29 protein-coding genes and 4 pseudogenes are annotated in these 25,436 nt (G+C 46.5%); 30 read left to right on the top strand and 3 right to left on the bottom strand.

From position 1 onward, the window contains the following. Positions 1-16: 16 nt before the first annotated feature. The 9 genes and pseudogenes from OCV99_RS14920 (at position 17) to OCV99_RS14960 (ending at position 5,751) form a co-directional block, all read left to right on the top strand. Positions 17-286 carry a protein BART-1 gene (locus OCV99_RS14920; RefSeq protein WP_129872483.1) on the top strand — a complete coding sequence of 90 codons (270 nt, stop codon included), beginning with the start codon at positions 17-19 and terminating at the stop codon, positions 284-286. A 60-nt stretch (positions 287-346) separates the two neighbouring features. Continuing rightward, entirely contained in the window at positions 347-1,813 is a 1,467-nt protein-coding gene (locus OCV99_RS14925; protein ID WP_243114906.1) for a relaxase/mobilization nuclease domain-containing protein, read from the top strand. A 322-nt stretch (positions 1,814-2,135) separates the two neighbouring features. Then, positions 2,136-2,363 (top strand): helix-turn-helix domain-containing protein, encoded by a 228-nt coding sequence (locus OCV99_RS14930; RefSeq protein ID WP_002576387.1) that lies wholly within the window; start codon positions 2,136-2,138, stop codon positions 2,361-2,363. Next, on the top strand, positions 2,344-2,952 hold the full coding sequence (locus OCV99_RS14935; protein WP_138340628.1) for a DUF1819 family protein: 609 nt from the start codon (positions 2,344-2,346) through the stop codon (positions 2,950-2,952). Before OCV99_RS14930 ends, OCV99_RS14935 begins: the two co-directional genes overlap by 20 nt. Before the next feature lies 1 nt (position 2,953). After that, positions 2,954-3,529, top strand: coding sequence for a DUF1788 domain-containing protein (locus OCV99_RS14940; RefSeq protein WP_005929853.1), 576 nt, complete (start codon positions 2,954-2,956; stop codon positions 3,527-3,529). 18 nt (positions 3,530-3,547) lie between these two features. Then, positions 3,548-4,130, top strand: a pseudogene (locus tag OCV99_RS14945) (BREX system P-loop protein BrxC); the annotation flags it as partial. A gap of 367 nt (positions 4,131-4,497) precedes the next feature. Continuing rightward, positions 4,498-4,830: a hypothetical protein gene (locus tag OCV99_RS14950; RefSeq protein ID WP_243130890.1), complete on the top strand. Its 333-nt coding sequence runs from the start codon at positions 4,498-4,500 to the stop codon at positions 4,828-4,830. A 92-nt stretch (positions 4,831-4,922) separates the two neighbouring features. Continuing rightward, positions 4,923-5,351: an MmcQ/YjbR family DNA-binding protein gene (locus OCV99_RS14955; protein WP_138340638.1), complete on the top strand. Its 429-nt coding sequence runs from the start codon at positions 4,923-4,925 to the stop codon at positions 5,349-5,351. Next, on the top strand, positions 5,320-5,751 hold the full coding sequence (locus OCV99_RS14960) for a hypothetical protein (RefSeq protein ID WP_129872485.1): 432 nt from the start codon (positions 5,320-5,322) through the stop codon (positions 5,749-5,751). Before OCV99_RS14955 ends, OCV99_RS14960 begins: the two co-directional genes overlap by 32 nt. A 72-nt stretch (positions 5,752-5,823) precedes the next feature. Here the strand turns inward: OCV99_RS14960 and OCV99_RS14965 are convergent, their stop codons facing one another. Both OCV99_RS14965 and OCV99_RS14970 read right to left on the bottom strand, forming a co-directional pair. Next, positions 5,824-6,336, bottom strand: a complete 513-nt coding sequence (locus tag OCV99_RS14965; protein WP_257360077.1) for an ImmA/IrrE family metallo-endopeptidase — start codon at positions 6,334-6,336, stop codon at positions 5,824-5,826. A gap of 45 nt (positions 6,337-6,381) precedes the next feature. Beyond that, complete coding sequence (locus OCV99_RS14970) at positions 6,382-6,798, bottom strand: helix-turn-helix domain-containing protein (RefSeq protein WP_002576372.1); 417 nt, start codon at positions 6,796-6,798, stop codon at positions 6,382-6,384. 201 nt (positions 6,799-6,999) lie between these two features. Between OCV99_RS14970 and OCV99_RS14975 the strand changes: the two genes are divergently transcribed. The 5 genes from OCV99_RS14975 (at position 7,000) to OCV99_RS14995 (ending at position 10,069) form a co-directional block, all read left to right on the top strand. Further along, on the top strand, positions 7,000-8,235 hold the full coding sequence (locus tag OCV99_RS14975; protein ID WP_129872487.1) for a DNA polymerase Y family protein: 1,236 nt from the start codon (positions 7,000-7,002) through the stop codon (positions 8,233-8,235). Between the two features lie 81 nt (positions 8,236-8,316). Continuing rightward, entirely contained in the window at positions 8,317-8,577 is a 261-nt protein-coding gene (locus tag OCV99_RS14980; protein WP_013274265.1) for a hypothetical protein, read from the top strand. Then, positions 8,574-9,305 (top strand): ImmA/IrrE family metallo-endopeptidase, encoded by a 732-nt coding sequence (locus OCV99_RS14985; RefSeq protein WP_129872488.1) that lies wholly within the window; start codon positions 8,574-8,576, stop codon positions 9,303-9,305. Before OCV99_RS14980 ends, OCV99_RS14985 begins: the two co-directional genes overlap by 4 nt. Continuing rightward, positions 9,302-9,562: a hypothetical protein gene (locus OCV99_RS14990; RefSeq protein ID WP_129872489.1), complete on the top strand. Its 261-nt coding sequence runs from the start codon at positions 9,302-9,304 to the stop codon at positions 9,560-9,562. The genes OCV99_RS14985 and OCV99_RS14990 overlap by 4 nt, the downstream gene beginning before the upstream one ends. Positions 9,563-9,778: 216 nt before the next feature. Next, on the top strand, positions 9,779-10,069 hold the full coding sequence (locus tag OCV99_RS14995; protein ID WP_002576367.1) for a helix-turn-helix domain-containing protein: 291 nt from the start codon (positions 9,779-9,781) through the stop codon (positions 10,067-10,069). Between the two features lie 265 nt (positions 10,070-10,334). Here OCV99_RS14995 and OCV99_RS18300 read toward each other — a convergent pair. After that, positions 10,335-10,517 (bottom strand): annotated as a pseudogene (locus tag OCV99_RS18300) (ATP-binding protein); the annotation flags it as partial. 145 nt (positions 10,518-10,662) lie between these two features. Between OCV99_RS18300 and OCV99_RS15005 the strand changes: the two are divergent. The 16 genes and pseudogenes from OCV99_RS15005 to ptsP all read left to right on the top strand — a co-directional run. Then, the gene (locus tag OCV99_RS15005) at positions 10,663-11,814 is read left to right on the top strand and encodes an AAA family ATPase (RefSeq protein WP_022272668.1); all 1,152 of its coding nucleotides are present in this window, start codon (positions 10,663-10,665) and stop codon (positions 11,812-11,814) included. A 12-nt stretch (positions 11,815-11,826) separates the two neighbouring features. After that, positions 11,827-12,345 (top strand): hypothetical protein, encoded by a 519-nt coding sequence (locus OCV99_RS15010; RefSeq protein WP_022272667.1) that lies wholly within the window; start codon positions 11,827-11,829, stop codon positions 12,343-12,345. A 648-nt stretch (positions 12,346-12,993) separates the two neighbouring features. Further along, complete coding sequence (locus tag OCV99_RS15015) at positions 12,994-13,416, top strand: type II toxin-antitoxin system PemK/MazF family toxin (protein ID WP_002576364.1); 423 nt, start codon at positions 12,994-12,996, stop codon at positions 13,414-13,416. Next, positions 13,409-13,639, top strand: coding sequence for a MerR family transcriptional regulator (locus OCV99_RS15020; RefSeq protein ID WP_002576363.1), 231 nt, complete (start codon positions 13,409-13,411; stop codon positions 13,637-13,639). Before OCV99_RS15015 ends, OCV99_RS15020 begins: the two co-directional genes overlap by 8 nt. A gap of 71 nt (positions 13,640-13,710) precedes the next feature. Then, a complete protein-coding gene (locus OCV99_RS15025; protein ID WP_098923435.1) occupies positions 13,711-14,919 on the top strand; it encodes a tyrosine-type recombinase/integrase in 1,209 nt (402 codons plus the stop codon). A gap of 145 nt (positions 14,920-15,064) precedes the next feature. After that, positions 15,065-16,276, top strand: a complete 1,212-nt coding sequence (locus tag OCV99_RS15030; RefSeq protein ID WP_129872491.1) for a tyrosine-type recombinase/integrase — start codon at positions 15,065-15,067, stop codon at positions 16,274-16,276. A gap of 297 nt (positions 16,277-16,573) precedes the next feature. After that, positions 16,574-17,464, top strand: a complete 891-nt coding sequence (locus OCV99_RS15035) for a LysR family transcriptional regulator (protein ID WP_158371635.1) — start codon at positions 16,574-16,576, stop codon at positions 17,462-17,464. A gap of 252 nt (positions 17,465-17,716) precedes the next feature. Next, complete coding sequence (locus OCV99_RS15040) at positions 17,717-18,610, top strand: LysR family transcriptional regulator (protein WP_158371637.1); 894 nt, start codon at positions 17,717-17,719, stop codon at positions 18,608-18,610. Positions 18,611-18,735: 125 nt separating this feature from the next. Next, a complete protein-coding gene (locus OCV99_RS15045; protein WP_158371639.1) occupies positions 18,736-19,773 on the top strand; it encodes an alpha/beta hydrolase in 1,038 nt (345 codons plus the stop codon). A gap of 40 nt (positions 19,774-19,813) precedes the next feature. After that, entirely contained in the window at positions 19,814-20,983 is a 1,170-nt protein-coding gene (locus OCV99_RS15050) for an iron-containing alcohol dehydrogenase (RefSeq protein ID WP_158371641.1), read from the top strand. 30 nt (positions 20,984-21,013) lie between these two features. Next, a complete protein-coding gene (locus OCV99_RS15055; RefSeq protein ID WP_158371643.1) occupies positions 21,014-21,706 on the top strand; it encodes a flavodoxin in 693 nt (230 codons plus the stop codon). A 137-nt stretch (positions 21,707-21,843) separates the two neighbouring features. Further along, positions 21,844-22,725, top strand: a pseudogene (locus tag OCV99_RS15060) (aldo/keto reductase). Positions 22,726-22,777: 52 nt separating this feature from the next. Then, complete coding sequence (locus OCV99_RS15065; protein WP_158371645.1) at positions 22,778-23,335, top strand: flavin reductase family protein; 558 nt, start codon at positions 22,778-22,780, stop codon at positions 23,333-23,335. Between the two features lie 219 nt (positions 23,336-23,554). Beyond that, the gene (locus OCV99_RS15070; protein ID WP_262575862.1) at positions 23,555-23,872 is read left to right on the top strand and encodes a hypothetical protein; all 318 of its coding nucleotides are present in this window, start codon (positions 23,555-23,557) and stop codon (positions 23,870-23,872) included. After that, entirely contained in the window at positions 23,856-23,963 is a 108-nt protein-coding gene (locus tag OCV99_RS18420; protein WP_262575869.1) for an HPr family phosphocarrier protein, read from the top strand. Before OCV99_RS15070 ends, OCV99_RS18420 begins: the two co-directional genes overlap by 17 nt. 21 nt (positions 23,964-23,984) lie before the next feature. Further along, positions 23,985-25,390 (top strand): annotated as a pseudogene (gene ptsP / locus OCV99_RS15080) (phosphoenolpyruvate--protein phosphotransferase); the annotation flags it as partial. Positions 25,391-25,436: the final 46 nt, after the last annotated feature.

The following is a 25,436-nucleotide window of genomic DNA, read 5'->3' on the forward strand; positions in this document are numbered from 1 at the left end:
GTTCAGGAGGGATTAGATGGATATTCAGTTTATGAAAGATTATTATGATTTACGGTACGAGGAAACAGATGGAGAGAATCATTTTGTGGATGAGGCAGCTTATCAGGAAAAACAGTCTGAGCAATCGAAGATAGAAGACCAGCTGATGGAAATGGTGGGCGGCAGCGAATCTAAAGTGTGGAAGCTGTACGAAAGCATCATGTGTGTCTATTTCGATATGGAAGAAATCATCAAGCAGGCCGTTTATTTGCAGGGAGCTTATGACCGGGAACTGATGTTAAAATGAGAATAGTAGATTGGTAAGAGCTGCCTTCGGGTAGCTCTTTTTAGATGGAGGAATATGAAAATGGCGGCTACAAGACTAATTGCGCTGCATATCAATAAAGGAAAGACGGTAGCGCAGTGTCTGGCTGACCGTACTGATTATTCTGAGAATGCAGCAAAGACGGAAGATGGAAAATATATCAGCGCGTATGCCTGTGATGCAAAGACCTGTGATGAAGAATTTCTGCTTTCCAAACGGCAGTATGAGCATATTACCGGTAGAACCCAGGCGCATGATGTGATTGCATATCAGATTCGGCAATCCTTTAAGCCCGGAGAAATCACGCCGGAGGAGGCGAACAAGGTTGGGTATGAGACAGCCATGCGATTCACCAAGGGAAAACACGCATTTATCGTGGCTACCCATGTTGATCGCGCGCATATTCATAACCACATTATTTTTAATTCGACAACATTAGACTGCACCAGAAAATTCCGAGATTTTCGCTTATCCGGTCTTGCGCTGGCAAGGCTCAGTGATATCGTCTGCCTGGAACATCGGTTGTCGGTCATTATCCGGAAACCCTATGGAGAGCGGCAGAAGAGAACGGAATACCCGGAGAAAAAATCGCAGCGGGATGAAATCTGCGAGGCCATTGATGCGGCATTGGAAAGAAAACCGAGAAGTTATCGGGAACTGATTGGAATTTTGCAGGATGTAGGGTATGAGTATAAAGATGGAAAACAGCCTGCACTGCGGGGAAAAGGCCACGCCAGATTTGCTCGTTTCTGCTCTCTTGGCAAAGGATATTCGGTTGAAGAACTCTGCGAAGTGATTGCCGGAAATGCGGTTCATAAAAGCAAATTTGCAGAGAAAAACCGCACAAGCGCACGGTCTGCGCAGGTGCATCAGAAGGCGGAGCTGTCGTTCCTTGTTGATGTCCGTGCAAAAATGCAGGCGGGCAAAGGTGCGGGATATGCGCGCTGGGCGAAAGTCTTTAACCTGAAGCAGATGGCAAAAGCTATGATGTTCATGGAAGAGCATGGAATCAAGAGCTATGCAGAGCTGAAAGAAAAGGCAGATGGAATTTCTGAAAAAAGTGATGCGCTGCTGGAATCTGTAAAGGCAGATGAGGCACGGATGTCGGAAGTATCGGTGCTGCGGAAGCATCTAATCAATTATGCTAAGACAAAAGATGTTTTTGCTGCGTATAAGGCATCCGGCTACAATCGGGAGTTCTATGAAGCCCATCGGGATATGCTGGCCTTGCGCAGCGCAGCAAAAAAGGCGTTTGATGCCTATAAGAAAGAGAACGGTTCTGACAAAAAGCTTCCACGCATCAGCGAGCTGAACGCAGAGTATGCGATGCTCCTGGAACGAAAGAAAAGCTCCTATGCAGAGTACCGCAAGACCAAATCGGAAATGCAGGATTGGCTCGTGGCGCAGAAGATTGTGCAGGAAATCCTTAAAGAGGACGAACAGAAGAAAGAGCAGCTGCATGAGCAGGAAGTGCGGCAGGAAGAAGAAAATAGACAGAATAGCAGATGATGGAAAGCCCGGTGCAGTGTGAGTGTTATGCTCATGCTGCACCGGGCTTTTTTTCTTTGGCAGGAACTGCCGTTAAAGCATCCGGAACGGATGCGCAGCTCGATGCCGCAGGCAGCGTTCTATGGGGATTGGGGAGTTTCCCCAACAAGCAGAAAATCGCTTTCGTGTCACGAAAGCCCTGCTTGCAGAAGAGTGGATTCTAAAAAATCGTTCAAAATTTGGAAGAACTTTCGATTGATTTTGTTCGTTTCTTGGAGTAGAATATAAATGAGAAATTTTAACTTGCTGCGAGTGACTTTAGACATCGAAAAAGAGGTTCCGTATGGATTTCATGACGATTAAGCAGGCTTCTGAAAAATGGGGCATCTGCACAAGGAGAGTACAGACATTATGCACAGAAGGGCGAATTGATGGTGCCGAGCGTTTAGGCCATCAGTGGGTCATTCCTATTAACGCCGAAAAGCCGAAGGATGCCAGAATCAAAAGCGGCAGATACATTAAAACAAAATCCGGAAATGGAGAGAACGAAGATGGAAAGAAAACCGTATAGTGCTGGAGCCGTGAAATTTTCGTTCTGGTTCATGGAATTTCGGAAAACCGTGCAGCTTTTGAGCGAGGGTAAGAGCTTTGCAGATATTAAAAAGTTGAATGAAGAGACAAACATCTATGGTGCACCGACAAAACTACGAGCGCAGCAGATTTATTCTACCGTAACAGCCCGTATCAAGACATTAGATGAAAGCTTTTATCCAATCTTTCTGAGCAGTGATCTTGCTACACAAAAATTATTTGTGCTGACTGCGGCTCTTTTGCATGACACGCTGTTCTTTGATTTTGTGTATGAAGTAGTGCGGGAAAAAATGATTCTTGGTTCCGATGAGCTGACGGATGCAGATATCCGGATATTTTTCAAAAATAAGCAGGAACAGAGTGAGAAAGTGGCTTCTCTTCAAGACTATACGCTGCACCGTCTCGGTTCCTGCTATAAGACACAGCTTTATGAAGCAGGACTTTTAGAAAGCAACCAGGCAAACAGCACAAGAAAAATACTGAAGCCAATTCTTGATATTGCATTTGAGCATTGGCTTTATGACCATGATCTTGGCATCATGGTAAAAACACTGACGGGGGTAAGATGAAATGGATTTAAGCCAAAGACTGGATGAGATGGAGCTTGCAATCCATAAGCCATCTTTCCGAAAAGGAACAGGCCGCGCAAATGAGGTCAACTATTGGGTGTTTGATTATCCACCGGAAAAGGAACTGGAAGTTCGGGAGCGCGTAGAGTATCTGAAAAATAAGAACGACCGGGGCGATGATGATTTTGAGCTTGTGGTCTTTGACCTGTATGATATCATCATTGACTTTTTGGAAAAGAAGAACTTCATGGAGAAGTGCTATGACTTTGAAAAAAAGCGAGGAATCGAGCGTATCGTCAAGGCAGTGACCAACTCCATGAAGGTAAATGACGATGACAGCCTGATCGTGCAATATATCAAAGAACATACGCCGGAGAATGCAGTCGTGTTCCTGACCGGCATCGGCAAGTGCTATCCGATTTTGCGCTCCCACAAGGTGCTTAACAACTTGCATCAGGCATTTGTGCGCTGCCCGGTCGTGATGTTCTTTCCGGGAACCTATAATGAACAGGAGCTGATTCTGTTCAATGAGATTAAAGACGATAACTATTACCGGGCATTCCGACTGGTAAAGTAATGGATGGAGGAAACAGTTATGCAGATCAAGGACATGTTCCGAAAGAAAATTGACCGTGAGATACAGGGCGTTATCATTGTCGGTCAGGGTGAAGAAACAAATGTAGCGCAGGAGCTGGAAGAGTACGTTGTGACCCGTGAGCTTCAGCGTCATTTTGCGGATTTCTTTGCAGCATATAAAAAAGGTATTCAGGGAACTACACCGAAAATGGGTGTCTGGATTTCCGGCTTCTTTGGAAGTGGTAAATCTCATTTCCTGAAAATCTTGTCCTATCTGCTTCAGAATAAACAGGTCGGAGACAAACATGCCATCGACTACTTCATTGAGGATCAGAAGATTACCAATCAGATGGTGCTGGCAGATATGCAGCTGGCGGCAAACACCCCATCGGACGTAATTCTTTTCAACATTGATTCCAAAAGCGATTCTAATGGCAAAGAAAATAAAGATGCCATTGTGAACGTATTCCTGAAGGTCTTCAATGAGATGCAGGGCTTTTGCGGCTCCATGCCTCACCTTGCTGACCTGGAGCGCAGGCTTTCCGAGGAAGGTCGTTTTGAAGAGTTTAAGGAAAAGTTTGAAGAAGAGTATGCTGATTTAACAGTGGAGCAAAAGCAGAAAATCGTGAATAATTGGTATGATTCAATTATGGCTTCTTTGAAGGATGATGAAAGAGTATATATCGAAACCACAGATATACATGAGTGGTTCCTGAAAAATGCCGAGAGATACGATAATATTCGTATTTTGAAATCAAAAATGGAAAATGCAATTTTTGAAAAATTAACGGATCATTTTATTATTATGACAGGAAGTATGGCGGAAGGCACACAGGATCGTGTGTGAAGAGACAAGAGTACATTTCTGTTGCGCGAAAGTATGTGGATTGTTAAATGATTTTTTGGTTATATTCAGTGGCTAATTGAGTCGTGAAAGTAGTTTGGACAAGTATACGAGGGGGAATCGTCATGACCAAGAAGAAAGCCTCTATGTCACAGGTGCTGGCAGATATAAAGCCTTATATAACGAAAAAGTTCATGGCGGCACCGTGTATTAAGGAGCAAGACATTCAGGCTATCTGTCAAATCCTCCTGCCCAGATACAAGAATGTGCAGCTCATGCAAGGACTGACCAACAACAAGCCGGATTTTAGAATTCAGGTGAAAGGTCTGTTCGGGACGGAAGAAAAACGGTTTGAAGTGGTTGGTGGTGATAAGAAAAGGTCAGCAGCAAAGAAGAAATCTGACTTGGGCTGGATTGATAGGCTGGAAGAGATTGATGCTGCGCTGGATGATTTCTGACATCAATGCAGCGTGGAGAGTTATCTGAGGCAAGAATTTGTGCAACAGGTTGTTGCACAAAACCACACATAAAACAGCGGGGAAGCGATGGAGTGACACGACAAGAATTATTTACATGGATACGTCAGCAGTACGGCACAGAACCGGAATATCCCTGGCATGACTGGAATGCAGTGCTGCGGCACAACGACAATAATAAATGGTATGGTGTGGTTCTGGAAGTATCTGCTGATAAGTTGGGATTGCCGGAGGTAGGCATCATTGATGTACTTAATGTGAAAAGCGATCCGCTGCTGATCGGCTCTCTTCGCGGGCAGGACGGCTATTTTCCGGCCTATCATATGAACAAAGAAAAATGGCTCAGTATTCAGCTCGGCAAACCAGAACTGGATGATGCCATCAAAGACCTGCTTTCTTTGAGCCATGAGCTGATAGCACCGAAAAAGCGAAACAGAAAGTTACCAGCAAATAATCCGGGAGATTCCGCAAATGGCAAAGAAAAAGAAACTGACAAAGGCTGAGCGAAAGGAAGCACGCCTCCGAAAAGGCAAGCAGTGGCTGCTCACCTATACCGGCTCACCGAAAAAGATGAACAAGCATTATCGGGAACGCTTTCATGTGGATGTTGTGACTGCCGCTAAAGATTTGCAGGAGCTGGGGGTCAACTATACACAGGAGCAGCTCGACCAGATTAAACAGGCTGAAGAACAGCGGCTCCGGCAGCGGAAAATGGAGCGGGAAGCGAAAGAACGGGAACAGCTGGCAGAACGGTATGAGGACTGCGATGGTCGTTTTGCTTTTATCGCCGGATATACAGATGGCGGCGCACCGTATGGTGTGATGTGGGAAGAAGTAGGCATTGATCCGGGACTGCCTTTCGAGGAAAAAGTGAAGCTCTATCACATGCAGGTGTTAGACTGATAATTGTGCAAGCACCGCCTGCACAATTCGCAACAAAAAAAGAGGAGCCAGTCCAGGCTCCTCAAATGTACATTATTTCAAAAAGTTGCTCTTATGTTCCAGTGCGTGCAGATTATAGCCAAGTGTTGCCAGGTGCGCTACCTTCAGTGCAACCAGATTGATGTCAGTGGACATCGCACTGGCGATCTGCTCGGCTGTGTATCCATACTCATAGATGTAACGAAGGACTTCGTTGCTGTCCATCAGGATCTCCGCTGCTACGATGTTCGCTTCATATTCCGGTTTGGATTTCATGTCGTAGAGCATGAACTCATGAATCGGGGTGGTTTTCGCCATATTCCGGTGAAGCTGGTCATGCCCTAATTCATGTGCGCACACGATGCGCAGCATATTTTCATCCAGACTGTTATTCAGGAAAATAAAACGATTTCGCTTAATCACCCGGTACATTCCTTTCAGGGAACCAAAATTTTCGCAAAGCATGACATTGATACCAAGCTGCCTTGCAATTTCAAAAGGGTCTCTGGAACCGCAGCGTTTTACCAGTTTCTCACCGACCCGTGAAAGCTGTTCCGCATTCATCATACCACCTCCAGTTTACAGTATAGCGAAAAGTGTGTACGATAAATATCACTGATCGGATTTTTTACGCCTCGTTTTCGGGGCGTATTTTTTATTGTTCTCCTTGGCAATCCAGTAGGCATCGGTCAGAGCTTTATAAGCTCCTTCGATGGCATCTTCGCTTAATTCGCCGCCAGCGAACATACCGGTCACTTCGCTGACCAGTTCTTCAATATCTTTCGCTGCTTTTGCGCCGCCTTTTTCATGAGCTTCTACGACATAGGTGCCGCTGCTTCCCAGCAGGTACTCAGTAGTAGTATTCAGCGCATCCGCAATCTTCTGGATCGTGACCATATTGGATGGTTTACGGCTGCCAAGCTCATAATTCTGAATTGTGCGGGCGGTTACACCGGCCTTCTCTGCAAGTTCTACCTGAGTTAAATTGGCTTCTGTTCTTTTCTCTTTCAACCTTTCTTTGAAGACCATAGGAATACCTCTTTCTATTTTAATAATAAACACGAACACTTTTTCATAAAATCCTATTGACACGAAAAACTGTACTTGCTATAATGACGATGAAAACACGAAATACAATTCGTGTAATTATAGTATCACAAGAAATGCTGTGTGTCAATGCGTTCGTGAAAAGTTGTTCGTGCTTTCACGAACGGAGAGGAGGAATACGAGATGCAAAGAGTGATTCTTCATTGTGATATGAATAATTTCTATGCCTCTGTTGAGTGTATGCTGAACCCGGAACTGAAGAACAAGCCGGTGGCAGTGTGCGGTTCTGTGGAGGAACGGCATGGCATCGTACTTGCGAAGAACTATGCAGCAAAGGCGTTTGGCGTTTCCACGGGAGAGGCAATCTGGCAAGCAAAGCAGAAGTGCCAGGATCTTGTGATCGTGGAGCCGCACTATGAGCAATATATAAAGTTTTCAAAGCTGGCTCGTGAAATATACGGTCGCTATACCGATCAGATCGAGCCGTATGGGATGGACGAATGCTGGCTGGATGTGACCGGAAGCGGCTGCATGGGAACCGGATTTGAAATTGCAGATGAGATTCGCAGAACCGTTAAGTTTGAACTGGGTCTTACGATTTCCGCAGGAGTGAGCTTCAATAAGATTTTTGCCAAGCTTGGGTCGGATATGAAAAAGCCGGATGCGATTACCTGTATTGAAGCAGATTCGTTCCGGGAGAAGATTTGGTGTCTTCCTGCCGCTGACTTGCTTGGAGTCGGCAGAGCGACCGAGAAGGTTCTGTCCGGTTATGGGATTCATACCATTGGAGAGCTTGCTGCAACATCGGATGATTTCTTGAAGTGCCGCCTTGGAAAGAATGGACTGGCGATTAAGAAATATGCCAATGGACTGGATGATTCGCCGGTTATGCGTTCCGATTATGTCTCCCCAGTAAAGAGCATTGGGCACGGGATAACGACCATGCAGGATTTGGAAAATAACGCCGAAGTCTGGTGTGTCATGCTGGAACTGGTGCAGGAAATCGGAACTAAGCTGCGAACGCATAAAAAGAAAGCAGGCGGAATTGCGATTTCCATCCGCAACAATGAGCTTTTCACGAAGGAGTGGCAGTGCCGGATTAGCATTCCGACACAAAGCCCTACCTATCTGGCGAAAACCGCATTTTCTTTGTTTGCAAAGAATTATCAGTGGGAACACCCGATTCGTTCGGTGACGGTTCGGGCAATCAATCTGTTTGAAGAGGATTGTCCGATACAATACGACCTATTCACAGATGTGAAATCACTGGATCGCCAGGAACGGCTGGACGCAGCGATTGAGCAGATTCGATTCCGATTCGGGAAAGATGCGATAAAAAATGGGGTACTTTTTCAGAAAAGCAAGATGCCGACAGAGCGAAAAGTGGATTTGGTCATGCCGACAGGAATGATCGGTTAATACAGCACCGGCAGAATCTGGTGAGTTCTTTGCTAAAAGAAGTCAACACATTCGCCGGTTTACAGAGGAGGAGCGTAGAATATGTCGGAACAGAAATGTAGAAAAGTATATGTACCTGTGAATTTGGATGTGGATGCGGAGGGAAATATCCGTCCGCGTCTGATTCGGTGGATTGACGGACGGGTGTATGAGATCGACCGATTGAAGCATAAGTGCCGGGCTGCTTCCACGAAGGTAGGTGGCTGCGGAATCCGCTATACGGTCATGATCGGTGGGCATGAGAGTTTCCTGTACAACGAAGATGAAAAATGGTTCGTTGAAGCAAAGGAGCCGTGCCTATGATCCTTTCGCAGAAAAACATAGAAGAAATCGCTGTTGCAGTGATAAGAGATTTTCAAAAGTCCTTTTTCGGCAGCGAAGCAGATGATCCGGCAAGGTTCGCACTTCCGACACCCATTGACCAGTTTGCATCCGATTATCTGAACCTGAAGGTGTCATTTCAAAAGTTGTCCTCGGACGGAAGCATCTATGGTCTGACCGCGTATGTGGATACAGAATATCAGATAGAGGTTGATGGAAGTCAGAGGAGCATCTTCCTGAAAACCAATGATGTGGTTCTGGACAAGAGTTTCATTGAACCAGCGAATATTCGGAAACTCTGCGGAAAACGCAGATTTACGCTGGCACATGAGTGCGCTCACCAGATACTGTTTCAGCTGGATTCCGATGACCGAAAGATAGCCTGCCATAAGAGACCGGAAGTGCGAGGAAATGGCTCGCGCGTCTTGAGAACGCAGGAAGATTGGAACGAATGGCAGGCCAATACGCTGGGAGCTGCCATTCTGATGCCTCAGTCAGAAGTGGATCGGGCGATGTGGTTCATCAACAGCAGAAAGCCTCTGGCCTGTTATGGATGGCGTTTTTACGACAGTGACCAAGTGAAGATAGATACCTTCTGTGGTGTCTTTGGTGTTTCGAGATCAGCAGCAGCTATTCGATTGGAACAACTGGGCTATCTGAACCGGAAAAAGGATTATGAATATCGTGATCCATTGGAGGTGTGGCCATGAGCAGGAATATCAGAGTATCGGAACCATCTGCGGAAATGCAGATTAAAATCATCCAGGCAAAGGATGCGATTGCTTCGCAAAAGCCCAGGATTGTCAGGTGCCCTTATTGCCGACACAATTCAATCATCGTCTTTGAGGATACCAGAGGACATGTGCAGACCAAATGTAAGGCCTGCGGACGCGAGACCGTCTTCAATGTTTTGGAGATGAGAAGATTACGGAGATTGCAGCTCTACTATTCGTCTTTGAATGGTTGAGATGACAATAAATAACCCTATTAACACAATTTTATAAGTCATAGCTGTGCTGTGGAGCCGCTGACAGGCGAAGTCTTCCGAATGCCGCATGAGACAGAATTATGGGATACCCATGTTCTGTTTTATCGGCACAGGATTTTTCTTCACCGTCATGCGGCTCTTTTTTTGACCTTCCGTTGATCCGGTTCTGTACCGGCTGTGCGGAAGGAGAAACGTATGTATTTTGACGCAAAAGAGTTTGGTAAGAGACTTCACGATGTTCGCACTTCCCGTGGCATTACGCAGGAGGAACTGGCGGTTCGCCTGGGCCTGGCAAGCAAGCAGCATGTCAGCCGCATGGAGAACGGTGAACGCAGCTGCTCTATTGACTTGCTGATTGAACTGTCCTGCATCCTCCATGTCAGCACGGATTATCTTCTGATGGGCAGCGAGCCAAGCAAAGAGGAAGTCAAAAATGATCTTCTTAGTATTATTTCGGAGCTGTCTACGATTGCGAAAAAAATCTAAAAAGCATTAGGTGCAATATAACTGCTGACGGCGTAGAATCATGGTGGCTATCTTGGTGGATACCTTGATGGGTGTCATCCTCTAAGTTATCATGGGTTGCGTCATAGGACTTATCATTGGCTGTACCCATGATAGAGTGAGCATGAGTGATTTGAGCACCCTCACTGCCGTGGGCAATAAGGTGGATACAAAGATTCAAAACTGTGTGTGGGATGTCCGGCGATTTATCTTGCTCACTAACTTGGTCATTGACTAAGTTTTTCTGACTAAGTTGGTAATTTACATTTTTCAAGATGACTCTGAAATCTGTTGCCGTTGAGAAAATTTTCGGATTATATGCCGCTGTATATCCAGGCGGCTTTTCGGTTTCCCTGACGATTTTGCGTAGGCCGCTTCCATGACGCTCCATGTATTTCATGCGGTGGAACGGGTCAGCAATCACAGGGCTTGCCATATTGAACGGATACTTTTTAGTGTAAAAAACAAATCAGAAAATAAAAACGGAAAATCCGTTGATATTTTCTGATTTGCGGCGTATAATAAGATTATAAGAAAATAAAAACGAAAAAACTGTTTTTAGAGGAGGACTACCTATGAAAATACTCCGCATCACCGCACAAGGACTCCCATTATTCAAAAAAGACTTGGATATTTGCTTTTATACGCAGCAACGTGTTTGCGAAGAGGACAAAGATAGTCTTTACCGTTTGACGGATAACTACTATCTCCACTCTGCCTGTGCTTTCATTGGAATTAACGCATCTGGCAAGACCTCGGTATTAAAGGTCATTAGCTTGGCCTTAAATATTGTGAAAAATGAGCCCATCAATCATGTGGAGGCAAAAAGCATTCTTGGCGGAGCGAAGAATGTTACAATCCGCACATATTTTTATGATAAGCGTAGCTACGTCTGTTGCTTGGAAACTGTAATTGCGGCAAAGAAGTCGAAAACAGGGGAATATGTGTATTCGATTCTGTCTGAAAGCCTTTGGGAAAAACCGATTGCAACCGTTAAGTCGAAAAAGTATCTGACAGATTTTACAGGAATGAAGCCTGTAGAGCAGCGCAATAGCGATGAAGCATACCTTTCTGATGATGTCAGCTTTGTCATTGCACATAATAAAAAAGCGAATGATACAGTGGAAATATTCAGCCTGCTTTCCTATACGAATGTGAATGTGCTTCCATTTACCGAAGATATTCCATTGGAGGTAATTGCATTTCTCGATCCGACCATTGAGAAATTGTGTTTTGAGCAGACAGAGGGAAAAACATTTATCCACTTGAAGTTTAAGGATGAAGAAGAGATTATCCTGAATAATCCGGCAGACCTTGAGCAGTATCTGTCCTCTGGTACGATTAAGGGTATTATTACATTCTCGATGGTAAAGGAAGTTCTTCATTCAGGTGGTTATCTTCTGGTAGATGAAATAGAGAATCATTTCAACAAGGAAATTGTAACGACCTTAATGCGCTTCTTTATGGACAGCCGACTGAACAAAAATGGCGGAACGCTTATTTTCACTACGCATTATCCGGAACTGCTGGACGAATATGACCGAAATGACGGAATTTGTATCGTTAGAAACCGTAATGGCATTACAGCAGAAAATTTGAGCTATATATTGAAACGTAATGATATTAAAAAGAGTGATGCTTACCAGAGCGGCTTCCTTGAGGGAACAACGCCAGCATATGAAGCGTATATGCGCTTGAAGAAAAGCCTGGCTGCTTCAATCAATTAAGGAGGCGGCAGAATGGAATTAGCAAAATACAAGGCGTGTATATGTGAAGGCTCTGCCGAAGAAGCTATTATCGACATACTGGTTGATAATGATCTTCTGATTTTCAACAGAGAAGAAATGTTGGAAGAACGTGTTATCCGTTGCAGAAGTGCTAAACGATTCGAGGAGCGATACTTACGGAAAGGATTCGATGAGCAGATTTCGGTGATACGGATTTTGGATTCTCGTAGAGAGGAATTTCGATTGAGTAAAGCATATGAGCAGAAAATTGACGTGGTAAATGTCATTACTGCTCCAGAAATTGAAATGCTGATTATTCATGCGGAAGGAGCATATGATCAGTTTAAGCGTTCTGGAAAAAAACCAAGCGAATTTTGTAAAACAAATCTTCGGATGCATGATGTGAAGTCGTATGATTTTGTGAAGCAGTATTTCAGTAATCCTCAGCTCTTGGTGAAAGCCATAAAAGAGTATCGCAGAACAGCCAATATCCCCAAAGGAGAATACAGCTTGTCTGATTTGCTGAGATGAGCGTTGCTTTTTTGATACATTAGCCGTGACTCAAATGGTCACCAGGAGATAAACGGGTACCAGTTTACAGAAAACAGAATAGAATCGTCTTTGATGCCTCGTTGGGAAACCAACGGGGTATTTTTTTGCCTCAATCTGGCTGTATAGAACACTGAAAAAGTCAAAACGAACCGTATGTAGTCCTGCAAGGACAACCAAAGTGCGCCTACGAGGCCAACGCGAAACCGGAGGATTCTTGTTAAACTTACTTTGTAAGGACGAAAGTCCGGATGTCCCTTGAAAACTGAATACTCATTCTTCAGGTACATTCCTGTTTGGTCGAGCCTTCGACTGCACGCCATGAAGCCCATCGGGGCGATAGCGGTTTCGCAGAAGCAAATGCCGGATTGCAACCGGCGGCGGTGTTAAAGCCGGACAGGGACAATGATACTTCCGTAATTCGCGGTCCGGCCATAAGGAAGGCGGGATGGTTAAATTCCAATGGAGCAGTGAAGCACACTGCCGCCTGTGAGAAATCCTACATCTCTGGGGTGATAAGAAAAAGTACAGAGAAACCATATTTTCAGAAAGCGCTGCCGGGTGCTGTATCAGCATGATACCTGGCAGGCTTTATCCATATCAGTGTATGGAGATTGGAGACAACAGCATATGAAAGAAAACTGGGTTTATCGGCGAGGTGATTTATATCTCGCCAATCTCGGTGTTCCGGTCGGATCAAAGCAGGGCGGTGTTCGTCCTGTTGTGGTTCTTCAGAATGATGTCGGCAATTATTATGCGCCGACGATCACGATTGCTCCGCTGACATCGAAAATTGAGAAGAAGCGAAAACAGCCAACGCATTTCTTTCTCCGTAAAGCAAAGGGACTGGCAAAACCGTCTATGGTATTGGCAGAACAGCTCGACACCTGCGACAAGATATGCGTGATTCGCTATCTTGGGCGGGTAAGTAAGGGGCAGATGCGTGGGATTGATGAAGCTGTAAGGATTCAACTTGGATATTACATTCCGGAACAAGCAGAGAAAAAAAGACAGGGCAAATGCCGAAAGGATGGCGAAGAAGGCGATGGATAAACTGATTACAAGGAAAGAAGCAGCCAGTATACTGGGAATCAGCGTAAAAACACTGGATGCTGCAAGAACAGACGGTTTGATCTCCTATGTTCAGTATGTGGAAAACGGCTGCGTTTATTTCACGGAAGTGGGGATTCAGGAGTACATTGCAAAATGTACGCACCGTGCAAAACCGATGGAACGTGCTGCGACATATCGCAAACCTCGAAGCTTTCGGCGGTGAAAATCGACATCGTTGAGTATGGACGATGAATCCGCAATAATGAAAGCATCAACAGGATTGGAGGTAATGATATGGCGGCAAGAAGAATGATGCTTCCCGATTATGGTACGGTGAGTATGAAGGGAACGCAATATTATCGAACCCGTGTAACAGATCAGCAGGGACGGCGGGTTTCCTTATATGCAAGAACGAGAGAGGAACTGTACCAGAAGGAACAGGAAGCGATCCAGCAGATTGAGAACAAGACGTATTGCCGCAGTACACCTACAGTGGAGGAGTATTGCGAGAAATGGCTGCTGATGCAGTCGGCACAGATCAGGATGACAACGCTGATTGACTATACATCGAAAGTGAAGAACTACATCATCAAGCCATTGGGCGATATGCATATGGGAGATGTAACAGCAGATGACATTCGCCTGGCACTGTTGGCGGCATCGAAAAAGTCGGCATCCGTGTACAAATCAGTGAATGTTCTATATAAGTGTATTTTCACGGCAGCAATGGAGAGTAAGATCATTGATGAGAATCCGACCATCTATCTGAAGAAGAATGTGGGCGGGATTCCCCAGAAGGACCGCCTCCCGCTTACGGATGAGCAGGTGGATAAGCTGCTGGATGCCATTTACGGCTTACCGCCGTATGTGTTCGTGATGCTGGGGCTGTACGCAGGATTGCGGAGAGAAGAAATCCTCGGACTTCAATGGGATTCGGTGTATCTTGATTGCGAGGCTCCGTACCTTACCGTTCGGAGAGCCTGGCATACGGAGCATAATCGTCCGGTGATTCTGACAGAGCTGAAAACAAAGGCAGCGCATCGGAATGTCCCTCTGCCGGACAATCTTCTGGAATGTCTGAAAGAGGCGAAGAAGACATCGACATCGGATTTTGTGGTTGCAAACCGGGATGGAGACCCGTTGTCCTATACGCAGTTCAAGAGATTATGGCAGTATATCGTAACTCGTACCACCAAGGAACGCTGCTATTACCGCTATGAAGATGGCAAGAGGGTGAAGCATACGGTGAAGCCGGTTCTGGGGCAAAAGGCAGCACACAATGGAAATGTGGTTTACAGTCTGGACTTTGAGGTGACTCCGCATCAGCTGCGGCACACCTACATTACGAATCTGATTCATGCTTCGGTTGACCCGAAGACGGTTCAGTATCTTGCCGGTCATGAAAGCAGCAAGATCACCATGGATATTTACGCCAAGGTGAAATATAATCGCCCAGAGCAGCTCGCAGGAGTGCTGGAAGATGCTTTTGCATCGTGGGATTAAGAGTAAATCAGAAAGAAATTAGGGCAGGGATGGTCAAAAATCCCTGCCTTTTTACATACATTCGACATCCTTGAAGGAAGTGCTGTACGCCATGATAATAAAAGTGACAACACGCAATGTATGAAGATAGATAGGAGGAGAACACATGGCTAAAGGGAAAAAGCGTCCTGCTGAACTTCCGGAATACGGAACAGTGATGATGAAAGGGGTACAGTATTACCGCACCCGGATTACAGATGCAGACGGAAAGAGAGTGGCGATTTACGGGCTGACACGCGAAGAATTGTATGACCGGGTGGAAAATGCCCAGAAGAAAATCGCGGAAGTGGTTTTCCATAGAGAGAATCCGACCGTGGAAGAGTACTGTGAAAAATGGTTGCTGATGCGGTCTGGAACGGTAAGAACTAATACGTTGGAAGGATACGCACGGATGGTGAATCGGTACATCGTGGGTCCGATTGGACAGATGTATATGGACGAGGTGACCACAGATGACCTGCGGCTGCTGATGGTTCCGTTATCAAAAGGTTCTTCCGGAATGTATGGCCAGCTCAATATGCTGATTAAGAACATTTTTAATTCAGCAGAAGAGAGCAAGGTGATTAAAGAGAATCCATCCAAAACGATTTGCGCAAGAGGCGGAAAGCCAGCGAAACGGCGCGAGGCTTTGACGGATGAACAGACTGCCATTTTGCTGGATAGCATTCGTGAGCTTCCACCGTATGTCTTCGTGATGATCGGTTTGTACGCGGGATTGCGTAGAGAAGAGATCCTTGGATTAAAATGGGACTGCGTATTCCTGGATGAAAAAACGCCGTACATTTCGGTAAGGCGTGCATGGCATGTGGAAGGCGGTGAGCCGGTAGTCAACACGCTATTGAAGACACCGGCAGCAAAACGAGATGTTCCGATTCCAAAATGCCTGGTAGCCTGTCTCAAGGAAGAAAGGGAAAAATCAGAATCGGAATATGTGATCTCGAATTCGAAGGGAACTGTTTTGACGGAAACACAGTTTGTGAGAGTCTGGAAGTACATAACAGTCCGTTCTACTGCAGAACGCTGTTATTACACTTATGTAAATGGACAGTCCATCAAGCATAGAATAAAGCCAAGGCTTGGTGAGCATCAGCCGAATAATCCCAAACTGGTGTATACGATGGACTTCAAGGTGACTCCGCACATGCTGCGGCACACCTACATCACCAATCTGATTTACAAAGGTGTTGATCCTAAGACGGTGCAGTATCTGGCAGGCCATGAGAACAGCAAAACGACTATGGACATCTATGCGAAAGTCAAGTACAATAAACCTGAGGAATTAAGCAGCGTTGTGAATGCTGCATTCGGGCTGCGTTAAACTGCACCAAAAATTTCGCGATTTCGTGGGTTTACCTATGGGTTTACTGAGAGAGGAAAGCCCGAAAAACCGCATGAATACTGGTCTTTTTGGATCAAGGTCAGGTAATACGGTCTCAAAGCAGCTCGTAGAGCACCTCAGTTCAGCAAGCGTTAGGAAATTGTATATCTTATTGCATGGTAGACCCACAAACATTGTGTTTGTGGGTTTTTTTAGGTGATAACTGTGGTAAACTTATATTGTCAAGTATATATAGTCAACTATATATACTATAGAATGAAATGAGGAGGTAATGCCATGGAAATTAGAGTGCTTCGTTATTTTCTCGCGGTTGTCCGGGAAGAAGGAATCAATCGGGCGGCAGAGGCCTTACATATTACACAGCCGACACTCAGCCGCCAGTTATCACAGTTGGAAGAAGAAGTCGGCGTCAAACTGTTTCACAGAGGTGCGAAAAAAATCACATTGACAAACGAGGGAATCTTGCTGCGGAGGCGGGCAGAAGAAATTTTGTCTTTGGTTGATCGGACACAGCGGGAGTTGACCTGGCAGGATGAACTTGTGGAAGGCAGAATTGTGATTGGCGGCGGAGAATTGGCGGCTATGCAGGTTTTGCCGGAAATCATTGAAAGATTTCGTGAGAAATATCCGCTTGTTACATTCGATATTTTCACAGGAAACGCCGACCTGGTAAAAGAGCAGATGGAAAAAGGCCTAATTGACATTGGTGTATTGTTGGAGCCGGTCGATATAGAAAAGTTTGAATTTATCCGCTTACAGGGAAAGGAACGGTGGGTTGTCTTAATGCGCCCGGATGATCCGCTTGCGGAGAAAGAAGCGGTAAATGCAAAAGATCTGGATAATATGCCGCTCATCCTTCCGAGAAGGACAAATGTACAGAATGAATTATCCAACTGGCTGGGAGATTTTTTTCAGGAGCAGCAGGTTCTCTTTACCAGTAATTTAACGACGAACAGCGCCATTATGGTTCAGAGAGGCCTGGCATATTCCCTTGTTATTGAGGGGGCGATTCCGTTCTGGGATAAAGAGAAAATTGCATACCGGCCATTGTCTCCGGAGCTTACCGCAAACAGCGTGCTGGCTTGGAAAAGGCAGCAGCCGTTTAGTCTGGCAGCGACGAAATTCATAGAATACATGAAATACTTTTTAGGCATAACAAAGGTGTAGAAAAAAGTTAAAGGCAAAGATTCCATTTATTTGGTATAACAGCATTTTGACGGTTCGCTGCTGTGTGCAGTATTTGCCAGATTATTATATAAAGGATATCACAAAGTTGGAAAGTTCAATATGGTCTGCTTGCTTTTGTTCGTATATCCGCATATAATAAAAGCGACGGGGTACAGCGTTTCGGACGTTCATGAATGATACCAAAAACGGCGGAAAAGCCGAAAGATTTAAGAAAGAGAAGAGGTGATATTGGTGTATAATCCTCAACTTGAAACTTTTATCCGCGTAGCGGATGCCGGTAGTTTTAATAAGGCCGCTGAGCAATCCTATATCACGCCTACGGCAGTTATTAAACAGATTAATCTGCTGGAGGCGAATTTAGACGTGAAGCTCTTTGAGCGTACCCATCGTGGACTGACGCTGACAAAGGCTGGTATGTCATTATATAATGATGCGAAGTATGTGGTCCAGTACTGCAAGGATTCTGTCATCAGAGCAAAGAATGCCATGCAGGAGGGGGATAACGTAATCCGCATCGGAACTTCTCCTATGACGCCTGCCGGGGTTTTAGTGGAACTTTGGCCGAAGATCCATGAGCTTTGCCCGGAAATCAAATTTCAGCTTATTCCCTATGAAAATACACCGGAGAATGCCAGAGAGATTCTGAAGAACCTTGGACAACATATTGATGTGGTCGCGGGGATTTTTGATGACACAATGCTGAATTTGCGAAACTGTGCGGGTTTTGAAATTTCCAGGCAGCCGATCTGTTGTGCGGTTTCCATCCACCATCGTCTTGCCGGTAAAAACCGTCTGACCATTCAGGATTTGTATGGAGAGCAGCTGATGTTGATGCACCGGAACTGGAGCCACTATGTGGATGTGCTTCGGGATGATATTTGGCAGAATCACAGCCAGATTCAGATTGTGGATTTTGACTTTTACAGCGTAGATGTGTTTAACCGTTGTGAAAACAGTAATGACGTGCTGATGGCAGTCCAGGCATGGGACAATGTCCATCCTTTGTTAAAGGTCATCCCGGTGGAATGGAACCATTCCATTCCTTATGGCCTGCTTTATTCCCATACGCCATCGGAGACGGTAAAGCATTTCCTGTCGGCAATTCAGACGGTACTGCGTCAATAGAGAATTTCACATATAACCTTTAGGTATAAACTGATGAACGAATCGAGACTTCTGCGGAGGCCTCGATTTTTTTATACTGTAGATAGAAAAAACATGGAAAAGGTTTGTTAAGGAGGGATACGCAGATGAAGCAGGCGATTATAATGGGAATCATGGCTGTCCTTTTTATGACGGTTCTGACTGCCTGTGGAAATTCAGCCGAAGCGGATCATTCCCAGGAGGTGCAGGACATGGTATCAAACACAATGGATGCGGAATATGCGCAAAAGGATACAGAGGATGATATATTGACGGGCAGCTTTTATACCACCGATACCCCTATATCTGACGTCATGCATGATCCTGCTTTCGGGGATTACGGCAGGCTGATCTTTCCGGTGGATGACTGGTACTATAGCGGAGACACACTGGGAAACCTGCATCTGACCTATTACAGCAATATTGATCCGGATATGACCGTGGAGATTACAAATTACATGAAAGAGCATGCCACCTCGGGTGACACCATCTTTTATGACATTTACACCGATGAGGAAAAGGCGGCTGACCCGGAAAAAGAGGACACAGGGCTGTTTTTCTTTAAGGGAAATCCCGGTGAGCGCTTTGCGGTCTGTAACGCGGGCGGAGCATTTGCCTATGTAGGAGCAATGCACGATAGCTTTCCCCACGCCTTAGAGCTTTCCAAACAAGGGTATAACGCCTTTGCCCTGATCTATCGTCCCGGCGCGCAAACGGCTTGTGAGGATCTGGCCCGTGCCATTCAATTTATTTTTGAACACGCGGATGAATTGGAAGTGAACACAGACGGATACTCTTTGTGGGGCGGCAGTGCCGGGGCAAGAATGGCGGCATGGGTTGGATCCTATGGAACGGCAGCTTTTGGAGCGGATGACCTTCCACAGCCTGCGGCGGTTATCATGCAGTACACGGGTCTTAGTGAATACAGTAAAAGCGATCCGGCAACCTTCGTGGCAGTCGGGGAAAGCGACGGCATTGCCAACTGGCGGACGATGAAACGGCGGCTTGAAGGCATGAGCGCCCTGGGAATCGACACGGAATTTCATTCCTATCCGGGGCTATCCCATGGCTTCGGGCTGGGAACCGGCACGGTGGCGGAGGGGTGGATTGATGAAGCAATAGCATTCTGGCAGAGGCAAGTGTAATAGGAAGATATGAGTTACTAATTTATAAAGGAGAACGAAAATGAATAACTTTATTTTTGAAAATGCAACGAAAGTCTATTTTGGGAAGGGCTGCGTGAAAGAATATCTGGCCTGCCTTTCCGGCCGTTACGGACAGACCGTTATGCTTTGCTATGGCGGCGGGTCTGTTAAGAAGAACGGTATCTATGATGAGGTAACGGCCTGCCTGCGAAAAGCCGGTCAATCCATCGTGGAATTCTCCGGCATCGGGGCAAATCCCACCTATGCCAAGGTGTTGGAGGGAGCGAGGCTGGCAAAGGAAAATCAGGTAGATATGATTCTCGCCGTAGGCGGCGGCAGCGTGATGGACTGCTGCAAGGCTGTTTCCGTGGCGGCAGTGTATGACGGAGACATCTGGACGGACTTCTGGGCAAGGCCAGGTGTTATTGATTTTGAACCGCTTCCTTTGGGCGTTATCGTCACGGTAGCCGGAACCGGCAGTGAAATGAACGGCGGAGCGGTCATTACCAATGAGGAACTGAAAATCAAGACCGGGCGGGACTATCCCAAATGTAATGCCAGGTTTGCCCTGATGGACTCCACCTATACTTACAGCGTACCAAAATTCCAGATGGTGTCTGGTGGGTTCGATATTCTCTCTCATATCATGGAGACCTATTTCAGTGAGCCGGATGAGGACAATGTTTCCGATGACATTTCCGAAGCGCTCATGCGGGGCGTCATCCGCGACCTGCGGGCGGCGATTCAAAACCCGGAGGATTACACTGCCCGGAGCAACCTGATGTGGGAGTCCACCATGGCGGAAAACCGCATCATCAAGCTGGGCAAACGGATGGACTTCCAGTGCCACCAGATGGAACATCAGTTGGGAGCCTACACCAACTGCAACCACGGCGCGGGTCTAGCAGTGCTGCATCCGGTCTATTACCGGCATATCTACAAGGATGGGCTGTCAAAATTCCCAAAATTCGCCGTGAATGTATGGGGAATTTCTCCGGAGGGCAAAACCAGGGAGGAACTGGCCCGCACCGGTGTGGAGGAACTGGCTGATTTTATCCGGGAGATCGGCTTACCCACTACCTTGCGGGAACTGGGCGTGACCGAATCCACTGATCTCAAGGCGATTGCGGATTCCTGCAATCTCGTCTTTGGCAGCTATAGGAAGATGACACATGAGGAAATCCTGAAGATCTTTCAGGAATGCTACTAAAAAATACAAGAAATAGAAAGGACGATTACCATGAAAAAATTAGTTTCGTTGTTTTTGGGTCTATCCATGATTTTGGCTTTGACTGCCTGCAGCAGTAACAGCAACACAAACAGTACCGCGGACACGCAGTCTGAAAGCGAAAGTACCGAGGCTGTTACCGAAACGCCTACTGAGGAGCCAACAGAATCGACTACCGAGACAGACACAGAAGAACCTTCGGAGGATACGGAACCCAAAGAAGGAAAAACACTGGTTGTCTACTATTCGGCAACGGGAAATACGGAAGAAGCCGCGAGTTATATTGCAGCGGCAACAGGAGCGGATACACTGGAACTGGTGCCGGTGGAGCCATATACGGATGAGGATCTGAACTATAATGATGACAGCAGCCGGGTGGTATATGAGCATGACAATCCTGACGCGAGAACAGTAGAACTTGTAGAATCTACTGTTTCTGACTGGGAGTCTTATGATACCGTGTTTATCGGTTATCCCATCTGGTGGGGAATTGCGGCATGGCCGGTAGATGGATTTATCGCAGCCAATGATTTTACCGGAAAAACAGTAATCCCCTTCTGCACTTCTGCATCTTCCGGGTTGGGAGAAAGCGGAGAACTTTTGGCGGAAGCAGCCGGAACCGGAAACTGGCTGGAAGGTATTAGATTCTCGTCCAATGTTTCAGAAACGGATGTTCAGACATGGCTGGAAGGTTTGGAACTGTAAAGAAAATAAGGAAAGGTTTCTGTAGAAACAGTGGAAGGAATCAACATTGCCACTCTGCTTTCGGCAGATGAGGTTACGGATATTGTGAAGGAATGCATCCGCTGAACGAAGCCATCAGAAAAGAGAGGAAGAATTTTATGAACACGAGAATTTTGGGAAAAGATTTGAAAGTTTCTGCTGTCGGATTAGGCTGCATGGGTATGACTCATGCCTACGGAGCGCCGGCAGACAAACGGGAGATGACAGAACTGATCGAACAGGCCGTGGCTCGGGGCTGCACCTTTTTTGACACAGCGGAAACCTATGGGACGCAGGAGTATCCTCATGATAATGAGGAACTGGTGGGAGCGGCCCTGAAGCCTTACCGGAATAAGGTGGTGATTGCCACTAAGTTTGGCATTCATTTTGATTGGAACAGCAAGGCGGTCAATCTGCCTGTTGTGACGGATTCTCGCCCGGAAGTGATTCGAGCTTCGGTAGAGGGTTCCTTGAAACGGCTGTAGACAGATCACATTGACCTGTATTACCAGCACCGACTTGATCCGCAGATTCCCATTGAGGAAGTGGCCGGGGTTATGTCAGAATTGATTCAAGAGGGAAAAATTACCCATTGGGGGCTGTCGGAAGCAACGGAGGAAACCATCCGGCGCGCCCATGCCGTTTGCCCTGTAACGGCGATTCAGAACCGTTATTCCATGATGGCAAGGTGGTATGAAGCTCTGTTCCCGGTACTTGAAGAACTGGGGATTGGTTATGTGGCCTTTTCCCCTATGGCCAATGGTTTTTTGAGCGGTAAGTACGGAAAGGACACGATGTTCGGCGGTCATGAGGATTACCGTAGCGTGATGCCCCAGTATCAGCCGGAAAATATCGAACGCAATCGGGAACTTTTGGAATTGCTGCAGAACACGGCAAAAGAGAAGAACGCTACATCTGCTCAGATTTCGCTGGCGTGGATGCTGTGCAAAAAGCCCTATCTTGTGCCGATTCCCGGTACCCGCAGACCGGAGCGCCTGTGATTCAGAAGTAAGCGTTATCACAAGTAAAAATTTAAATAGGAGGAATTTCATTATGCGTAAAAATTTTGGAACAAAACCCTGGTTTTATCCCCTGCCGGTGCTGATTATCGGCAGCTATGATGAGGACGGTACCCCGGATGCCATGAATGCTGCATGGGGCGGTCTGTACGATGCTGACAAAGTTGTTCTCTGCCTGAGCGAGGGACACAAGACCACCGCAAATATTAAGTCGAAAGGTGCTTTTACCGTCAGCTTTGCTGATGCTGCCCATGTAACGGAAGCTGATTATGTGGGGCTGGAGTCTGCCAATCAGGTAAAGGATAAGATTGTAAAGGCTGGCCTTCATGTCAGTAAGAGCGAATATGTGGATGCCCCTGTCATTGATGAGTTTCCTTTGACCTTGGACTGCGAATTGCTGAAGGTGAGCGAGGATGGGAACATCATCGGCAAGATCGTCAATGTCAGCGCAGACGAGAGTATTCTGGGAGAGGATGGAAAGATCGATTCCGCCAAGCTTCAGGCCATTTCCTTCGATCCGGTGCATAATGCCTATCTGAAGCTGAGTGAAAAGGTGGGCAATGCTTTTCAGGACGGAGCAAAGCTCAAATAACGCTTAAAAATATCAGCCCGCAATGAGTGAAGGTTCATTGCGGGCTGATGTTATTTCTTTCTATTGTAGCACGCTCCTGAAAAAGCAGAAGTCCTAAAAAGTTACGCGGTTTATACCTTTGACTTATAACTGCATAACGAACGGAGACTTCTGCTCTGGGTCGGAAATAGGTAAAATGGAATCAGAAAATAAAAGCACTGCAAGAATGAAAGGATTAACATGAAAAAAAGAAAAAAGATGATAATTTCTGGAGTGATACTTGTTGTGTTTCTTGGAATCGGGTGGTGGTATCTGTTCATGGGCAGTCATATTACCGATGGCAGCAGCGAGCAGACGGAACCGAAAGAGATAGAAATCAGCACCCAACCGGAAGAAAGCACTCTTGGCTCTGTTACAGAAGGGACTGAAGAATACCGGGGCTTTGTTATCGACAATGTGTTCCATTCCGTCAGTGAGGGCGATATCCATTACAATGTCTACATTCCTGAAAGCTATGACGGTAGCGAACCCTATGGCTTTGATGGGATTGGGCATTAAGGGCGGTGACACAGTGACCATCACCGTGGAGGGCGGCAATGAGGATGCCAGTCTGAAGTCTATGGAGCAGTTCTTTCAGGAGAATCTGTGATTCTGAAAGGAGGAATATTCCATGCAAGTTGCAACCGGAAAATCGATTCTAAACGGAATTGCAATCGGCCCTTTGCGGATTTATCACAAAGCTGCGCGGCAGACTGTAGTTTCTTCTTCGCTGACTCCTGCAGAAGAATGGGAGCGCTTTGACGCAGCACGGAAAAAAGCACAGGAGCAGCTTGGCATGCTCTATGAAAAGGCCCTGAATGAAGTGGGCGAGGATCATGCAGCCATTTTCGAGATTCACCAGATGATGCTGGACGATGAAGATTATCTGGAAGCGGTCAAAGGCATCATCGAAACACAGCTGGCATCTGCGGAACATGCCGTAAGCACAACAGGAGAAAATTTTGCAGCAGCCTTTGCCGCCATGGATGACACTTATATGCAGGCAAGAGCTGCTGATGTGAAAGATATTTCCAATCGGGTGGTCAATATCCTGTCCGGGCAGGAAGATGGCGGATTTTCGGATGATACGCCAGCCATTCTGGTGGCAGATGACCTGACCCCAAGCGAAACGGTCCAACTGGATAAGAGCAAGCTCCTCGGATTCATTACACGGCATGGTTCCGTCAACAGCCACACCGCTATTTTGGCTCGGACGATGAACATTCCTGCTTTGATCGGAGTGGACTTTGACGAGAGCTGGGACGGCAAACCTGCTGTACTGGACGGCTATAACCATTGCGTCTATATCGATCCCGCTGCAGAATTGCTTTCCACTATGGAGCAGAAACAAAACAATGACTTAAAACAGGAGGCGCTGCTACAGGGACTAAAGAAAAAGCCCAATGTGACGCTGGATGGCCGGGAAGTAAATGTTTACGCCAATATTGGTAATGTAGGTGACATTGGCGCGGTACTTCAAAATGACGCCGGAGGCATCGGTCTGTTCCGCAGTGAGTTTATCTATTTGGACGCTCAGGATTTTCCCAGTGAGGACCAGCAGTTTGCAATCTACAAGCGTGTGGCGGAAACAATGGCTGGGAAGAAGGTCATCATTCGGACGTTGGATATCGGCGCTGACAAACAAGTGGAATATTTTAATCTGGACAAAGAGGAAAATCCCGCGCTGGGCTACCGGGCGATTCGCATTTGTCTGACTCGGAAGGAAATATTTAAGCAGCAGCTGCGGGCCATTCTTCGGGCCAGCGCTTATGGCACCGTGGCCGTCATGTTTCCTATGATTATTTCCGTCCGGGAGGTTCGGGACGCAAAGGAGTTGCTGTAATGATGGCGGAAGAATTGGCCCAGGAGGTTGACTTTTTCTCACTGGGTACCAATGATCTCACGCAGTATACGTTGGCGATTGACCGTCAGAACCCGAAGCTGGACGCTTTCTATGACCCTCATCATCCGGCAGTGCTTCGCATGATTCGGCAGACAGTGGAGGCCGGACACCGCCATGGTTGCTGGGTTGGCATCTTCCTGACCTGCACCGGCTCGGAACCGGAGGAAATGAAACGGCTCG

The organism is Dorea acetigenes, assembly GCF_025567385.1.
In the GTDB taxonomy this organism is placed as follows: domain Bacteria; phylum Bacillota; class Clostridia; order Lachnospirales; family Lachnospiraceae; genus Claveliimonas; species Claveliimonas acetigenes.

What these genes read in the sequence shown, in the direction of transcription:
- OCV99_RS14920 (WP_129872483.1), top strand. Translation starts at nt 17, where the DNA reads ATGGATATTCAGTTTATGAAAGATTATTATGATTTACGGTACGAGGAA.
- OCV99_RS14925 (WP_243114906.1), top strand. Translation starts at nt 347, where the DNA reads ATGGCGGCTACAAGACTAATTGCGCTGCATATCAATAAAGGAAAGACG.
- OCV99_RS14930 (WP_002576387.1), top strand. Translation starts at nt 2,136, where the DNA reads ATGGATTTCATGACGATTAAGCAGGCTTCTGAAAAATGGGGCATCTGC.
- OCV99_RS14935 (WP_138340628.1), top strand. Translation starts at nt 2,344, where the DNA reads ATGGAAAGAAAACCGTATAGTGCTGGAGCCGTGAAATTTTCGTTCTGG.
- OCV99_RS14940 (WP_005929853.1), top strand. Translation starts at nt 2,954, where the DNA reads ATGGATTTAAGCCAAAGACTGGATGAGATGGAGCTTGCAATCCATAAG.
- OCV99_RS14950 (WP_243130890.1), top strand. Translation starts at nt 4,498, where the DNA reads ATGACCAAGAAGAAAGCCTCTATGTCACAGGTGCTGGCAGATATAAAG.
- OCV99_RS14960 (WP_129872485.1), top strand. Translation starts at nt 5,320, where the DNA reads ATGGCAAAGAAAAAGAAACTGACAAAGGCTGAGCGAAAGGAAGCACGC.
- OCV99_RS14965 (WP_257360077.1), bottom strand. Translation starts at nt 6,336, where the DNA reads ATGATGAATGCGGAACAGCTTTCACGGGTCGGTGAGAAACTGGTAAAA.
- OCV99_RS14970 (WP_002576372.1), bottom strand. Translation starts at nt 6,798, where the DNA reads ATGGTCTTCAAAGAAAGGTTGAAAGAGAAAAGAACAGAAGCCAATTTA.
- OCV99_RS14975 (WP_129872487.1), top strand. Translation starts at nt 7,000, where the DNA reads ATGCAAAGAGTGATTCTTCATTGTGATATGAATAATTTCTATGCCTCT.
- OCV99_RS14980 (WP_013274265.1), top strand. Translation starts at nt 8,317, where the DNA reads ATGTCGGAACAGAAATGTAGAAAAGTATATGTACCTGTGAATTTGGAT.
- OCV99_RS14985 (WP_129872488.1), top strand. Translation starts at nt 8,574, where the DNA reads ATGATCCTTTCGCAGAAAAACATAGAAGAAATCGCTGTTGCAGTGATA.
- OCV99_RS14990 (WP_129872489.1), top strand. Translation starts at nt 9,302, where the DNA reads ATGAGCAGGAATATCAGAGTATCGGAACCATCTGCGGAAATGCAGATT.
- OCV99_RS14995 (WP_002576367.1), top strand. Translation starts at nt 9,779, where the DNA reads ATGTATTTTGACGCAAAAGAGTTTGGTAAGAGACTTCACGATGTTCGC.
- OCV99_RS15005 (WP_022272668.1), top strand. Translation starts at nt 10,663, where the DNA reads ATGAAAATACTCCGCATCACCGCACAAGGACTCCCATTATTCAAAAAA.
- OCV99_RS15010 (WP_022272667.1), top strand. Translation starts at nt 11,827, where the DNA reads ATGGAATTAGCAAAATACAAGGCGTGTATATGTGAAGGCTCTGCCGAA.
- OCV99_RS15015 (WP_002576364.1), top strand. Translation starts at nt 12,994, where the DNA reads ATGAAAGAAAACTGGGTTTATCGGCGAGGTGATTTATATCTCGCCAAT.
- OCV99_RS15020 (WP_002576363.1), top strand. Translation starts at nt 13,409, where the DNA reads ATGGATAAACTGATTACAAGGAAAGAAGCAGCCAGTATACTGGGAATC.
- OCV99_RS15025 (WP_098923435.1), top strand. Translation starts at nt 13,711, where the DNA reads ATGGCGGCAAGAAGAATGATGCTTCCCGATTATGGTACGGTGAGTATG.
- OCV99_RS15030 (WP_129872491.1), top strand. Translation starts at nt 15,065, where the DNA reads ATGGCTAAAGGGAAAAAGCGTCCTGCTGAACTTCCGGAATACGGAACA.
- OCV99_RS15035 (WP_158371635.1), top strand. Translation starts at nt 16,574, where the DNA reads ATGGAAATTAGAGTGCTTCGTTATTTTCTCGCGGTTGTCCGGGAAGAA.
- OCV99_RS15045 (WP_158371639.1), top strand. Translation starts at nt 18,736, where the DNA reads ATGAAGCAGGCGATTATAATGGGAATCATGGCTGTCCTTTTTATGACG.
- OCV99_RS15050 (WP_158371641.1), top strand. Translation starts at nt 19,814, where the DNA reads ATGAATAACTTTATTTTTGAAAATGCAACGAAAGTCTATTTTGGGAAG.
- OCV99_RS15055 (WP_158371643.1), top strand. Translation starts at nt 21,014, where the DNA reads ATGAAAAAATTAGTTTCGTTGTTTTTGGGTCTATCCATGATTTTGGCT.
- OCV99_RS15065 (WP_158371645.1), top strand. Translation starts at nt 22,778, where the DNA reads ATGCGTAAAAATTTTGGAACAAAACCCTGGTTTTATCCCCTGCCGGTG.
- OCV99_RS15070 (WP_262575862.1), top strand. Translation starts at nt 23,555, where the DNA reads ATGAAAAAAAGAAAAAAGATGATAATTTCTGGAGTGATACTTGTTGTG.
- OCV99_RS18420 (WP_262575869.1), top strand. Translation starts at nt 23,856, where the DNA reads ATGGGATTGGGCATTAAGGGCGGTGACACAGTGACCATCACCGTGGAG.